Raw genomic sequence first — 13,882 nt, forward strand, 5'->3', positions numbered from 1 at the left:
TCATATAAAAGCTACTTTTAGTAAAAACGTTTTGAGTGTAAATATAGTGCTTTTTAAATTTCAAAAAGCAAAAACACAAAAAGCAAAACACAAATAAGCTCCAATTTTAAAAAATTCAAACATTGAATAATGTTTAATTGGACTGTTTTTTTATAGAAAATTGTATTCTTGGAATTTATTTGTGACTTGGTATATATATATATTTTGGTATTTATAAAATTTACTTTTCTAGTTTATACAACACATCAGACAATCGTATTCTAAAAGGCAATTTAAAACTCACGCGGTCGCCTTTTTTAGCTACTTGTTCTTCTTTTTTTAGAATAAACATTGATTCGAGAACAAAAATTTCTTCGCCAGTTGTTTTCCCTTTAATGAGTAATGTATCTCCAATATTGATTTCCTTGTCTTCAATTAAAAACTCACCAATGCTTGATTTAGTATAATAATGTTGGGCTTTGCCAATATAGGTTTTGGTTAATTTTGGTTTTATTTCTTCTCTTTTTTGGGGTTTTTCGGAAGAAAATAATTTTATTCCCGACGCTTTTTTGAAAACTAAGGCTTCCGCTTTTCCTTTCTTGAAAATTTTATTTCCGTTTTTTATGCCTTGTCGTAATTTTACTTGTTCGTCTAGTGGCAAATGGGTTGTTTCTTGGCATTCGTACGTACAGCAATTTTCCAACAATTCTTTACAATCATCACATTGAATAAACAATAAGTGACAACCATCGTTAGCGCAATTTGTATGCTCATCACAAGGTTTTCCACACTGGTGACAATTGGAAACAATATCTTCCGTAATTCGTTCGCCCAAACGCTGATCGAAAACAAAATTTTTACCTATAAATTTACTATCTAAACCTTCTTCTTTTATTTGTCTTGTATATTCAATAATTCCGCCTTCGAGCTGGTATACATTTTTGAAGCCTTTGTGTTTAAAAAAAGCCGATGCTTTCTCACAGCGAATTCCACCTGTGCAATACATCAACAAGTTTTTATCTTCTTTGTGATTGGCAAGCTGCTCTTCAATAATAGGTAAGCTTTCGCGAAAAGTATCTACATCTGGAGTTATTGCGCCAACAAAATGACCTATTTCACTTTCGTAATGATTTCGCATATCAACAACAATGGTGTTTGGATCATCTAATAAAGTATTAAATGCTGCTGCTTTAAGATGAATGCCAATATTCGTAACATCAAGCTTATCATCGTTTAAACCATCGGCTACAATTTTGTCACGCACTTTGATGGTTAGTTTTAGAAATGAAAGGTCGTCTTGTTCGACTGCAATATTCAGTCGAATTCCTTTCATAAAATCATATTTTTCAATGGTTTTTTTAAACGCATAAAAATGATCCGCAGGCAATGACAATTGTGCATTGATTCCTTCGTGGGCAACATAAATTCTACCTAAAACCTCGAGTGCGTTCCAAGCAAGAAATAATTCGTTACGAAATTGTGTGGGATCTTGTAGTTGCGCATAAGCATAAAACGACAAAGTCAATCGTCGTTTTCCAGCATTGTCAATCATTGCCGCTCGTTCTTCTGCGCTTAAGGTGTTGTACAGTTGCATGCTATAAACAAATTAAGTTTGAAATTTTTAATTCTAAAAACTAGAATATGAGCGCAAAGTTAGTTTTTTTTCTAAATTGAAAAAAACAAAATCTTCCTGATTTTTTGAAACCAGAAAGATTTTGTAATAAATTTATTTTTTAATATCTTAATTTATAACACTGCAAACGCCATTCACACAGCCAACATTTGTTGGTGGTTGAACAAACATACAGTCGGAAACTGCATTAGTTAACACGTTGTATTCTGCTTCCAAATTGTTGTATTCCAAAACCATTTCTTGCAATGTGGCACTATTTATACTATTCGGGAAAAGCAAATATTCTTTTGGACCACCGCACGCTTTTGAACCAAAAGCAATGCTACCACAACCAACAGTTTCTGAGCAATCGAAAGTAGCAATGTACTTGATAATTGCTTGTTTCTTTTGGATTAACTCCGTTAAAATAATTGTGCTTCTTGGATTTACTTGAACTTTGTTTTCAGAACATTGAAAACTTTGTAACATTAAGGAGAGTGCTATAATTTTTAGTAACCATTTCATATTAAGTTTTTTTAGTGATTGTTATATTGAAGATGGTAATAGTGAAAAAAGGTTGCTTGGTATGATGTTAAAATTTTATATTCATATCACCTCAAACAATTTCCCTGGCAACGGTCTCATTACGCCTTTCAATTCCATATTTAATAACACTGAAGATAATTTAAAAATAGGCAAATTGCATTCTATGGCAATAACATCCATTTGTTCTTTGCCGTTTTTTTGGAGAAAATCAAAAACAAGTTGTTCATGTGGTTCCAGCGTAACAAACAGTTGTTTTTGAACCGATTTTTCTTTCGGCTCTATATCCCAGTTTAGCATATAGACCAAATCGGCTGCACTGGTGAGTAAATTGGCTCGTTGTGTTTTTATCAAGGTATTGCATCCTTGACTGTACTTGTCTGATGCTCTTCCAGGTACTGCAAAAACATCTCGGTTGTAATCGTTTGCTAAATTTGCGGTAATCAAGGAGCCGCCTTTGTCAGCACTTTCAATGACTAATGTTGCTTCCGAAATTCCTGCCACAATACGGTTTCGCCTGACAAAATTTTCTCTTTCTGGACTGGAATCACTCCAAAACTCCGTCATAAAACCACCGTTTTCTTCGACTTTAGTCATATACTTTTTGTGGGTTTTGGGATATATTTGATTTAATCCGTGCGCTAAAACACCTATGGTTTGCAAATTATTTTCCATAGCCGCTTGATGTGCTACAATATCGACTCCATAAGCAAAACCGCTTACAATAACTGGGTCAAGTGGTGCTAAATCAGCAATTAACTTTTTACAAAAATCGATTCCGTAAGATGTGATTTGACGTGTACCCACAATACTAATAATTCGCTTTTTTTTTAAATTGATATTCCCCGCTGTAAAGATTAAAATAGGACCATCAATACAGTTTTTTAATCTTTCTGGATAATTTTCATCTTTAAAAAACGATACGTTTATTGCGTTGTCTTGAATGTATTTGAGTTCTTTTTCGGCTTGACCAAAAACAGTTTTGCTTTTTAAATTTTGTAACAAAACACTCCCAACTCCATCAATAGCGGCAAGTTGGGTGTTTTTTGCTTTAAAAACAGCTTCGGCGGAACCACAATGGTTGAGCAATTTTTTTGCCATAATATCGCCAACACCTTCCACTTTTTGTAGTGACAATAAGGAATGTAACTCGGTTTCTGTCATAAATTTTTAAATATTTATAAAATAAAGCTAACTTGTTAACATTGTTTGTTAATAAAAATTATTATTTTTGCTTATTATGAATATAGCTCATCACTTATCGCAATTACTATACCGTTATCAGTGCGTTTCTGTACCTGGTTTTGGTGCTTTTTTGACTGAAAACGTCTCTGCAAACATACAAGAAAGTAATCAAACTTTTTATCCTCCAAGGAAAGTTATTTCGTTTAATGCGCATTTGAAAAACAATGATGGTTTTTTAGCCAATCATATTTCTAATTCAGAAAAACTGACTTATGACAATGCTTTGCTTGCTATTGAGAGAGAGGTAAAAACTTGGAATTCAATATTGCAAAACAATGAAAGTCTATTGTTAAAAAACATTGGTGATTTAAGGCAGAATAGTGAGGGTAATTTGGTTTTTAGTCCGTCAAACCATCTTAATTATGCAACCGATTCGTTTGGGCTGAGTTCCTTTGTATCACCAGTTGTGAAACGAGAGCAGTATAAAGAACTTGTTCAAGAATTTGGTGCGATTGAAACTTCTTTGCCTGTTGTAAATGAAGTGGAAATAGAATATGAGAATCGCCGTTATATAAATCCTTATTTAAAATATGCTGCTATTTTTGCGCTATCACTTGGTGGTTTAGGTATCGGTTATTCAAGCTATATTTCACAAACTGAAAAAGCAGAAACACTACTTGTACAAGCAGAAGTTCAAAAAGAAGTGGAAGCTAAAATTCAAGAAGCTACTTTTTTTATAAGTACTCCTATTGTTGATGTTACGAATAATGCTCCTGCTGAAAAAATAGTTTCTTTTCATATTATGGCCGGTTCTTTTAGAAATAAAAGAAATGCGAAAAAGGAATGTCAAAATTTAATTTCAAAAGGATTTGAAGCTACGATATTATCAAAAAATAGCAACGGGCTTTATCCTGTAGCCTACGGAAGTTATTCAACTCACACAGAAGCGGAATACAATTTGAATCAAATTAAAGAAAAAAGCAATAAAGACGCTTGGCTTTTGATAGAAGAAGAATAAGCCTTTTTTATAAAATAGCAACCACTGGTTCACTTATTTTTAATTTGTGAATTTGTGGTTTTTTTAAGTTACATATCCTTCCTTTTATAAAATATAAAAAATGATGCAACCTAAATTTCCTTCAGAATCGTTAACAATATTAACTGATTTAGTATTACCGAGTGAAACCAACCCATTAAACAACTTATTTGGAGGAGAACTTTTAGCTCGAATGGATCGTGCTGCAAGTATATCAGCAAGACGTCATTCCAGACGAATTACCGTCACTGCATCCGTAAATCACGTGGCGTTTAACAGAGCAATTCCTTTGGGAAGTGTCGTTACTGTTGAAGCTAAGGTTTCCAGAAGTTTTAAAAGTTCGATGGAAATTTTCATAGATGTTTGGGTAGAAGATCGTGAATCAGGTTCTCGTTCCAAAGCGAATGAAGCCATCTATACCTTTGTAGCGGTAGATGAAACAGGTCGTCCAGTAGAAGTGGCACCGATTATCCCTGAAACCGAAGAAGAAAAATCTCGTTTCGATGCTGCTTTGCGCAGAAAACAACTGAGTCTTGTTTTGGCTGGAAAAATGAAGCCTGAAGAAGCCACAGAGTTAAAAGCATTGTTCGTATAAATACAAAAAGAGTTCACAAATGTGAACTCTTTTTGTATTAGGATTAACCCATTAAAGTTTACATATTCACAATCCAAGACTGAGGATTCAACTTGGTTGTATTTTGAAAAATCAAAAATTTAAGAATCGCTTTTCCAGTAAAGTTGTTAAAATGAATTTCTCCGATGGCTTGTTTAGTCGCTAGTTTATCTCCTTTTTTAACAAAAACTTTTCCTATATTGGAATATGTAGTGGTGTAATCTCCGTGGCGAACCATAACTGTTGCCGTACCGTTTGCCGCCATTTGAACATCACTCACTTCTCCAGAAAATACGGAACGCGCTTTTGCTCCTTTTTCGGAAGAAATTTCAATTCCGCTGCTTTCAATTATGATGGAAGGCTCTAAAGGATGGGGTTGTCTTCCAAACTTTTTAGTAAGTAATCCTTTTTCAACTGGCCAAGGCAAACTGCCATGATTTGATTTAAAATCGTTTGCTAATGCTTTAGCCTCAGGAGTTAATACAAATGAGGTTGTATTTGTTGTGTTTCCAACTTTCTTATTTGCAGCCGCAATAGCTTCACGAATTAATCGATCAATTTGTCTTTCTATCGATTTAGATTCTTTTTGTTTTTTCTTAATATCAGCAATAATTTTATTCTTGTCTTTCTTAATCGAATTTAAAAGTCGTTGCTGCTCTTGCTTTTCTTTTTCAAGTTCTTGTTTTTCTTTTTCGCTTACAGCTATAAGTTTTATTTTTTCTTGTTTTTGAGACGATAATTTGTTGTTGAATTTTTCTAATTCATCTGTTTTAGCTTTGATTTCTTCCCCTTGCATTTTACGAAAGCTTGAATATTGCTTCATATATTGTGCTCGCTTATAGGCTTGCAAAAAGTTTTCAGAGGATAGTAAAAACATTGCTCTGCTTTGTTCTGACCTGCTTTTGTATGATTTAACAATCATTTCAGCATAATCTTCTTTTAGAATTTTTAAATCTTTTTTCAAATTGTTTACACTAACTTGATTTATGTACATACTATTTCCTAAAACCTTAGCTTGTTTGGCAGTGGTATTGATTAATTTTTGCTGCAAATTAATTTTTACGGTTTGCTGGACAACAACAGTGGTTACTGATCTTTCTTTCTTTTTTTCTGTTTTAAGCAATTGTTCCTGTGCACGAATTTCTTCTTGAAGACGCGCTTTTTGAGCTTCAAGTTTTCGTTGTTTGTCCTCTTCTTGACCCCAAGAAAGTGTGCTGGATAATAGTAAAAGGCAAAATATATACTTTAACATTTAGTTTATTTTAATTTGTTCGTAACCACTAGGAACGCTGTAAGGATATGTCAATTCTTCGTTGAAAGTAGCATTTTTATATTCAATAGAAATTTTAGTAGTCTTACTGTCTTGATTTGCAAAAATAAGAAGTTCTCCTGGTAAAACAGTTTCTGGATATGGTTTATAATTCAAATAATTCACAATTAATTTTCTTTGCGGCTGCACTTGTTCTATTTGTTGGCTTGTTAACCAAAAAGAGTTAATGTCAAAAACGAAAGTTTTATTGAATTTCCCTTGTGAAATTTCTTCCAGTTTTGGCGCATTATTCTCAACAATCATTCTATATTTTCCTTTGGTTAAATCATCGATAGCTTGCCCTAATATTATGTTTTGCACTTTCTGAAAATCCAAATCGGTTCCTAGCCAATTGCTTAATGTTTTGTAATCTCCTTCAAAAAATTTATTTCCTGCTTTTTCATAATACCGCACTTGTGTAGGTGTGATTATTGCTTTTGCCATTGTAATACCAATAAATTTGACACTTATCAAAATAATCTCGTTTTTCTTGATTCGAATGTCCGCTGACAGACTTAGAGATTGTTTTGCATCTTCATAATCGACTCCCGCTTTGATGTATGCGGTTTTAAAATCACGCTTTAACCCATAATGATTTTGAATAATATTGGCAATTGTTTCTTTCGAAGCGTCTTTGTTTTCACTATTTTGCATCACTGCTTTTTGTTTCGATTTACAAGAAAACAATACAAAAACTAGGAGTGCATATAAAATTTTATTCATTAATTTACTTTTTTAATTTAGACAATCTCGTTTTATAGACTGTGCTTTTACTTGTGTTTACTATCCCGTCCGAAGCTTCGACTAATTGTTTCAAGAAGTCGATTTCTAAAGCTACATTTTCAACTACATAATCTATGCCTGATTCTAAAAAATCAATAGCATTTTTATATTTTTTTAATTTATTTGAGGCTTTTCCAGCAAAAAAATAATACTCTGGCTGATTCGGATAGGTATCAATTAAATCAGAAGCTTTGGATTGCATTTTTTCAAAATTAGTAAATTCTTCATAGGAAACTAGTAGAAACAGGTTGGTTTCTTTATCTTCATTACTCGCTTTTTCTAGATTTTTTATAGCCAACTCCCAGTTTTTTTTCTTGAAATAAAATTTACCTATTTCTTTGTAAACACTAAATTCAGAATCGTTTTCAAAATAAGATGTTGCTGTAGTTAATTGTGGTTCGAAAGTTGGGTTTTTTTGTACAAAAATCAGAAACTCATTGTACATTTTGTACTTGATTTTCTTGTCAATTTTTGTGCTTTTCAAAACGATTTCTAATGATTTTACGGCAGACTCTCCTTTGTTTTCATTGACATAATATTTGTATAAAAAAACATGTGCCCATTCTGAGTTTGGAATGTTGTTTTGAAGTTTTTCTGCTACTTGCCTGGCTTTTTCTTCTTGATTGTTATCAGAATACAAATAAATTAAGGATAGATAATTTTCTTCAATTAAAGGGGTTTGTTCTATGGCTTTTTCTAATTCATTTTTACTCGAAGATTGTGTTTTTGATTGGGATAAAATCTCCAATTTGTATCGGTCTCTAAAATCTGTTTTACCAACACTTTGGTCTAAATCATTAATTAAAACCAAGGCTTTGTCATACTGGTTGGTGTACATATAAAGAGAAACTAAATCTTCTTTATAATTTTTATCCAACGGAATTATTTTTTGAGCCATCAAAATAGCTTGATTGTAATTTTTAGTTTCATAATACACGTCAAACAAATCGATCAAAAACCATTTGTTCACAGGATCAATTGCAACTGCCTTCATATAGGCTTCTTCTGCATTTGCATAGTCTTTTCTAAAAAAATAATTTTTACCCAATTCGTGATAAATAACGGCGTTTTCGGGTTGTGATTTAAGACATTTTTCAAGTAACTCAATTGCCTTGTCATAATTTTCAATTCCTTTTTGTATTAAAGAATCGTAATAGTATTCTTCAAATTCGTTTTTGTCTAAAGCTACATCTTCAGGTTCGACTTGTGCCAATAGTGAAGTGGTATTGCAAAGCAAAAGTGTGAAAATTATGATGTGAATTATTTTTCTCATTTTTTAATATAACATCTCATAACATTAGAAAATAAAAATTTGATCTTAACTGTTCTCGATAAAATTTTTGTTCCGTTTCACTTCACAAAAACACTCGAAATGACGCCCCTGCTAATTATATTAACTAGTTGTAATTACTCTAAAACCGAATAGTCGCCAATGCTTATACTTGTAAAATTCCCGTCAAAACTGGCGTGATTTCCTATCATCGCATTGTCTAGATTGGCATTTTTGATATGAGCGTGTGTTTGAATCAAACTGTTTTTTATAGTACTGTCAACAATATGTGTTCCTTTGCCTAATGATACGTTTGGTCCAACAGTTGTATTTATTAAATATACATCCTCTGCGATGAAACATGGCGGAATGATAGTGGAGTTTTCTAGCTTCACATCTGGTGAAACTAAATTTACACCATCTTGATGTAAAAATCCTAGTAATCTAGAATTGGTGTCCACTGTTACGTTTTTGTTACCACAATCCATCCACTCGTCTACTTTTCCTGGAGCAAATTTCATGCCTTTTATTTTCATATTCTCTAAGCCATCTGTAAGTTGGTACTCACCTCCTTTTACAACGTTGTTGTCTAGTAAATATTGTAGTTCCGAGCGTAAGGCTTCGCCTGATTTAAAGTAGTAAATTCCAATAATCGCTAAATCGGAAACAAAGTCTTTCGGTTTTTCGATAAAATCGACAATTTGATTGTTCTCATTCAATTTTACTACACCAAATGCACTTGGGTCTTCGACTTGTTTTACCCAGATTACAGAATCCGCTGATGTGTCGAGTGTAAAATCGGCACGGAAAAGTGTGTCGGCATACGCCACAACTATTGGTCCTTGCATTGACTCTTTAGCACACATAATGGCGTGTGCCGTTCCTAATGCTTCGTTTTGGTAATAAATGGTTCCTTTCGATCCTAGTTTTTCAGCAATAGCAATTAGGTCTTCTTCGACTTTTGGTCCAAAATCTTTGTGGATGATAAAGGCAATTTCGTCAATTTTTTGATTGATAACTCCTGCAATATCTTCAACTAATCGATGTACTATAGGTTTTCCTGCAATTGGGATTAGTGGTTTTGGTATTGTAAGTGTGTGTGGACGAAGGCGTGATCCACGACCTGCCATTGGTACTATTATTTTCATATTTTTATTTATATATTGAAGGATTGAAAGATTTAAAAATTAATAATTATAATCTTTCAATTTTTTAATCTTTGAATTATTTCACTCCTGTGCTTCCAAATCCGCCTTCGCCTCTGTCTGTTCCGCTTAGTTGTTGTACTAGTTCCCATTCTGCTCGTTCGTGTTTGGCAATAACCATTTGTGCAATTCGCTCACCGTTTTGAATCGTGAATACTTCGTTTGATAAATTTACTAATATTATCCCGATTTCACCTCGATAATCCGCATCGATTGTGCCTGGTGAATTGAGTACTGTGATTCCGTTTTTGTATGCTAAACCACTTCGTGGACGAATTTGAGCTTCAAAACCTACTGGCAATTCTATGAAAAGCCCTGTGGTTACTATGGCTCGTTCGAGTGGCTGCAAGGTTATTGGTTCTTGTATAAAGGCACGTAAATCCATTCCAGCCGAAGCAATGGTTTCATAACTTGGTAATGAATGATTTGATTTGTTATTGATTTTGATATTCATATTTTGATAAAATTCTGATTATTAGCAATGCTGTTGGTCTAGCCGTGATGGAAATGAAAATCCTTTTGAAATCTCATTACCTTTTTTCTTGTTCTAAAAAAGCGACCAAAGGAAGCTCTTTTTAGGGCTTAGAAAAAAGTAATTGAGATAAAAAAGATTGAAATGTACAGCGCGAAATAGCTCCTGATTTCTCCTATAGTCGAAAGTTTGTTTTTATTTTCTCTTTAAAATTTTTAATACTACTTGTTTTTCGTTTCGGTAAATATAATACGCAAAAATGAGTAGTGCAAGTATTCCGAAAATATAGCTTTCCCTAAATTTAGGAATGTAAAATGATAGTGCTGATAGCGTTATTGAAATTCCCAAATAAGCTCCAATTTTATTGATTTCGTAGGGTATTGGATATTTTTTTTGACCGAGATAAAAAGATATAAACATCATACTTCCGTAGGCAGCAATAGTAGCTATTGCGGAACCGTAGTAGCTGAATTTTGGGATTAGTAGGTAGTTCAAAACCAGCGTTATTACTGCGCCAGTGATGGATATGTAGGCGCCTATTTTGGTTTTATCTATAAGTTTATACCATACCGAAAGGTTAGTGTAAATGCCCAGAAAAAAATTTGCAAGAATAATGAGTGGAACTACTTTTATGGCTTCCCAATAGCTTGGATTGGGTACTAATAGCATTTTGAGAATGTCTATAAAAACGATTACAAATAGTAGTATAAACGATCCTGTGATTACAAAATATTTAGTTACTGTGGCATAGGTTTGAGGTGCGTTTTCTTGGTCAGCGTGACTGAAGAAAAACGGCTCGATGCCCAGTGTATAGGCTGTTCGGAACAAAACCATAAACATTCCTATCTTGTAACAGGCGGAATAGGCTCCAATGTCGTCTTTTGAAATGTGAAACTTATCCAGTAGAATTTTGTCGAAATGTTCGTTGATCGCAAAGCCTATTCCTGCAATGAGAATGGGTAAACCGTAGTGTAACATTTTTTTCCAGAGTGTAAAATCAAAACTCCACTTGATTTTGAAATAGTTGGGCGAAAGCACCAAAAATGTGAGCAAACTGGCTATTACATTTGATATGAAAATATAGCCTACTTGAAAATTTTCAAAATAAATGGTGTGAAAAAAACTATCTGGATTCGTTGCGATTTTAGGCAATACAATTAAAAAGAAAAGGTTTAATGTAAAATTAATTACTACATTTCCAATTTTGATTACCGCATAAGCCATTGGTTTTTTTTCGGCTCTAAGTTTTGAAAAAGGAATGGTTGCGAGTGCATCGAATGCTAATATCCAAATGGTGTATGTTATATAATGTACTTTAATATTGGACCAACTGGCTAATGTGTTTCTAAACAATAAACTACTAAAAAGAAATACTATAGTTGTCCAAAATATAGAAATAGTAGCTGTTGACGTGACTTTTTTCTTGTTTTGCTTTGCCAGTTCGCTATCGCTCGTGCCTTCGAGATTGTAAAATCGGAAAAAGGCAGTTTCCATTCCGTAGGATAAAACAACATTGAAAAATACTAAATAAGCGAATACGATGGAAACGTCTGCAAATTCTTGTTTTGGTAAAACATCAGTATAGAGTGGATTGAGTAAAAAGCTAATCATTCGAGGCAATACTGTTGCCAAACCGTAGATTAGTGTTTGTTTGAAAAGTGATTTATATAGACTCATTTTTAACACAAATTACACTAATTTTCACTAATTGCAAGCTAGTTTAAACTGCTTCGATATGTGTTATTTGTGTTTATTTAAAAAACAAAAATAACTAATTTCTTGGTCTTGCAGAAGGATATGCGATAAGTTCTTTTTCTTTTATGTTTTGAATTTTTACTTTAATTACTTTTTCGTTTTTGACAAATTCTAAAATGGCTTCATTTGGTTGTAAATCAGAATTCAATTTGTTGGTTTCTGGGGTCTTGTTACCGTATTCTTTTTTAGGGTCACTATCAAGAATAATCTCGCTTTTTGGTTTGAATTTAAAATAAGCTACAAAAGTTGTTGGATCTTTTTCTTCAAAATCCGCTTCATTGTTTTGAAAATACACTTTTTTTAATTGTACTCCATTTGGTAAAGCTGTTTTAAATTGAATGTGGAAATTTATGCCACTACCTGTTTCTTGTCGTCCGCCTATCCAACGTTGAAAGTATACCGATTCGATTGCTGAAGGAAGTTTTTCCTGCAATTGCAATTGAGTTGCTTTATTGTTACAGTTTTGGGCTAGGAATATACTAAATATGATGATGATTGTTTTCATTTTTTTAGAGATAATGTTTTATTTACTCTTCTTTTGGTGCTGCAAAATAAACTTGTTTTTCAGTTTCTTTTGGTTCTGGAATGTCTTCTTCTGTTAATGCTCTTAAAACATCTGATGTAATAACTTTTATAGTAACAATTCGATTGGCTTGATTCTGTACACATTTTTCGAATAAATTTCGAATTACACGAGCATTCCCAAAACCTTCATCTTTCTTACTATACAATAAGTCAAACGTGTCTTTGAGTTTTTCTATTGCATCGTCGGTTAAAATAAAATCAGATTTTTTACAAAAGGTTTCAAAAATTGAAAATAGTTCTGTTGGTTTGAAATGTTCAAATTCAAAATAGCGGTTAAATCTTGATCGCAATCCAGGATTGGATTCGATAAACGTTTTCATAGGTTCGGTATAACCAGCAACCACAACCGCCAAATCGTCCCGATGGTCTTCCATTCGTTTGAGCATTGTGTTTACTGCTTCAGAACCATAATCATTTCCAAAACTATTGGCCGTTAAAGCGTAGGCTTCGTCAATAAATAAAACGCCTCCTTTACTTTCTTGAACCGCTTTGTCGACTTTGGTAGCAGTTTGTCCAACAAAACCAGCAACCATTCCTTCGCGATCGGTTTCATATATTTGACCAATGGATAAAAATCCTAAATGTTTGAATATTCTACTTAACAATCTGGCTACTGATGTCTTTCCGGTTCCTGGTGGTCCAAGAAATACAGTATGCAATGCAATTTCTATATTTTTTAATCCTTCAGCAGAACGTTTTTTCTGAATTTCAAGTAAATTAACCAGTTCGTTGATGTCTTTTTTTACATTTTCTAGTCCGACCAATCCATTGAGTTCTTCGAGTACTTTTTCTAAAGTATCATCAGTTGGCGGAAAACTCACTTGGCTATTTACATTTTGTTGTGCAATTGTAGGCGAAAGTATTTCCTTTAATTCTGGTGTTTTTTCTATTTCTAGATTATAGGAAAATTGAATAAATTTTTCAAAATGAGTGGTAATTTCTTCCAATTTAGGATGTTTAATTTCTGATAAAACCGAAATTAGAAAATTGGTTTGACTACTATTTTGCGGAATTATTTGATTCTGATTTCTTAATTTTTTTAAATTCTCTCGAAATTCTTTAGTTGAAACTAATTTATTTAAAGTGTTTATGGCTTTTTCATCGGCAAAATGACTATTTCTTAAAGCATCATAATAATAAGCAAAAGCAAATAGTGATTTTTCGGTTTCTAAACCCGATTTTTTTTCATAAATTGAAATCACATCTGACAAGAAAAATTGCTGGGTTTTAAACAGAAAACTATTGGAATTGTTTGGATTTACTTTGGCATTTATCTTTTGAATAAAAACGGCGTCTTTGTTTAATTCTTCGCAAATGGCTAATAAAGTTGTTGTTTCTTTTTTTAGTTCTTGAACAAATGTTTGATTGAAAAAAGTTTTTTCCACATTAATTTCACCTTCAATATATTCTTTGATGGAAAGGAACGATTCTTCTAGGATTGATATTGGGTTTCGTTTTTTCAAAGTTTATTTTTTTAACTAACCACAGATTCACAGATTTTTCAATTAAATATGAAAATCTGTGAATCTGTGGCA

Annotated in this window: 13 protein-coding genes; 2 read left to right on the forward strand and 11 right to left on the reverse strand. The window is 32.8% G+C overall.

Annotated elements, in window-relative coordinates; translation table 11 throughout:
• Positions 1-220 precede the first annotated feature (220 nt).
• The 3 genes from RMO70_RS04535 to dprA form a co-directional block, all read right to left on the reverse strand.
• Complete coding sequence (locus RMO70_RS04535; protein WP_310555231.1) at positions 221-1,573, reverse strand: rhodanese-related sulfurtransferase; 1,353 nt, start codon at positions 1,571-1,573, stop codon at positions 221-223.
• Positions 1,574-1,720: 147 nt separating this feature from the next.
• Entirely contained in the window at positions 1,721-2,116 is a 396-nt protein-coding gene (locus tag RMO70_RS04540) for a hypothetical protein (RefSeq protein WP_310555232.1), read from the reverse strand.
• 81 nt (positions 2,117-2,197) lie between these two features.
• Positions 2,198-3,298 carry a DNA-processing protein DprA gene (gene dprA / locus RMO70_RS04545; protein WP_310555233.1) on the reverse strand — a complete coding sequence of 367 codons (1,101 nt, stop codon included), beginning with the start codon at positions 3,296-3,298 and terminating at the stop codon, positions 2,198-2,200.
• A gap of 76 nt (positions 3,299-3,374) precedes the next feature.
• Here dprA and RMO70_RS04550 point away from each other — a divergent pair, with 76 nt between their 5' ends.
• Both RMO70_RS04550 and RMO70_RS04555 read left to right on the forward strand, forming a co-directional pair.
• On the forward strand, positions 3,375-4,337 hold the full coding sequence (locus tag RMO70_RS04550) for an SPOR domain-containing protein (RefSeq protein WP_310555234.1): 963 nt from the start codon (positions 3,375-3,377) through the stop codon (positions 4,335-4,337).
• Positions 4,338-4,440: 103 nt separating this feature from the next.
• Positions 4,441-4,950, forward strand: a complete 510-nt coding sequence (locus RMO70_RS04555) for an acyl-CoA thioesterase (RefSeq protein WP_310555365.1) — start codon at positions 4,441-4,443, stop codon at positions 4,948-4,950.
• 58 nt (positions 4,951-5,008) lie between these two features.
• On the opposite strand, the gene RMO70_RS04560 is transcribed toward RMO70_RS04555, so the two are convergent.
• The 8 genes from RMO70_RS04560 to RMO70_RS04595 form a co-directional block, all read right to left on the reverse strand.
• Positions 5,009-6,220: a M23 family metallopeptidase gene (locus tag RMO70_RS04560; protein WP_310555235.1), complete on the reverse strand. Its 1,212-nt coding sequence runs from the start codon at positions 6,218-6,220 to the stop codon at positions 5,009-5,011.
• Positions 6,221-7,000: a DUF4292 domain-containing protein gene (locus tag RMO70_RS04565; protein ID WP_310555236.1), complete on the reverse strand. Its 780-nt coding sequence runs from the start codon at positions 6,998-7,000 to the stop codon at positions 6,221-6,223.
• Positions 7,001-7,004: 4 nt separating this feature from the next.
• Positions 7,005-8,333 (reverse strand): tetratricopeptide repeat protein, encoded by a 1,329-nt coding sequence (locus RMO70_RS04570; protein WP_310555237.1) that lies wholly within the window; start codon positions 8,331-8,333, stop codon positions 7,005-7,007.
• Between the two features lie 134 nt (positions 8,334-8,467).
• The gene (locus RMO70_RS04575; protein ID WP_310555238.1) at positions 8,468-9,478 is read right to left on the reverse strand and encodes a sugar phosphate nucleotidyltransferase; all 1,011 of its coding nucleotides are present in this window, start codon (positions 9,476-9,478) and stop codon (positions 8,468-8,470) included.
• 76 nt (positions 9,479-9,554) lie between these two features.
• Complete coding sequence (dut, locus tag RMO70_RS04580) at positions 9,555-9,989, reverse strand: dUTP diphosphatase (RefSeq protein WP_310555239.1); 435 nt, start codon at positions 9,987-9,989, stop codon at positions 9,555-9,557.
• Positions 9,990-10,202: 213 nt separating this feature from the next.
• Positions 10,203-11,684 (reverse strand): polysaccharide biosynthesis C-terminal domain-containing protein, encoded by a 1,482-nt coding sequence (locus RMO70_RS04585; RefSeq protein WP_310555240.1) that lies wholly within the window; start codon positions 11,682-11,684, stop codon positions 10,203-10,205.
• 94 nt (positions 11,685-11,778) lie between these two features.
• On the reverse strand, positions 11,779-12,267 hold the full coding sequence (locus RMO70_RS04590; RefSeq protein ID WP_310555241.1) for a hypothetical protein: 489 nt from the start codon (positions 12,265-12,267) through the stop codon (positions 11,779-11,781).
• Between the two features lie 22 nt (positions 12,268-12,289).
• A complete protein-coding gene (locus RMO70_RS04595; RefSeq protein WP_310555242.1) occupies positions 12,290-13,810 on the reverse strand; it encodes an AAA family ATPase in 1,521 nt (506 codons plus the stop codon).
• Positions 13,811-13,882 lie beyond the last annotated feature (72 nt).

The organism is Flavobacterium sp., from assembly GCF_031422135.1.
In the GTDB taxonomy this organism is placed as follows: Bacteria; Bacteroidota; Bacteroidia; order Flavobacteriales; family Flavobacteriaceae; genus Flavobacterium.

Coding starts and splice junctions, on each gene's coding strand:
- RMO70_RS04535 (WP_310555231.1), bottom strand. CDS start 1,573: ATGCAACTGTACAACACCTTAAGCGCAGAAGAACGAGCGGCAATGATT.
- RMO70_RS04540 (WP_310555232.1), bottom strand. CDS start 2,116: ATGAAATGGTTACTAAAAATTATAGCACTCTCCTTAATGTTACAAAGT.
- dprA (WP_310555233.1), bottom strand. CDS start 3,298: ATGACAGAAACCGAGTTACATTCCTTATTGTCACTACAAAAAGTGGAA.
- RMO70_RS04550 (WP_310555234.1), top strand. CDS start 3,375: ATGAATATAGCTCATCACTTATCGCAATTACTATACCGTTATCAGTGC.
- RMO70_RS04555 (WP_310555365.1), top strand. CDS start 4,441: ATGCAACCTAAATTTCCTTCAGAATCGTTAACAATATTAACTGATTTA.
- RMO70_RS04560 (WP_310555235.1), bottom strand. CDS start 6,220: ATGTTAAAGTATATATTTTGCCTTTTACTATTATCCAGCACACTTTCT.
- RMO70_RS04565 (WP_310555236.1), bottom strand. CDS start 7,000: ATGAATAAAATTTTATATGCACTCCTAGTTTTTGTATTGTTTTCTTGT.
- RMO70_RS04570 (WP_310555237.1), bottom strand. CDS start 8,333: ATGAGAAAAATAATTCACATCATAATTTTCACACTTTTGCTTTGCAAT.
- RMO70_RS04575 (WP_310555238.1), bottom strand. CDS start 9,478: ATGAAAATAATAGTACCAATGGCAGGTCGTGGATCACGCCTTCGTCCA.
- dut (WP_310555239.1), bottom strand. CDS start 9,989: ATGAATATCAAAATCAATAACAAATCAAATCATTCATTACCAAGTTAT.
- RMO70_RS04585 (WP_310555240.1), bottom strand. CDS start 11,684: ATGAGTCTATATAAATCACTTTTCAAACAAACACTAATCTACGGTTTG.
- RMO70_RS04590 (WP_310555241.1), bottom strand. CDS start 12,267: ATGAAAACAATCATCATCATATTTAGTATATTCCTAGCCCAAAACTGT.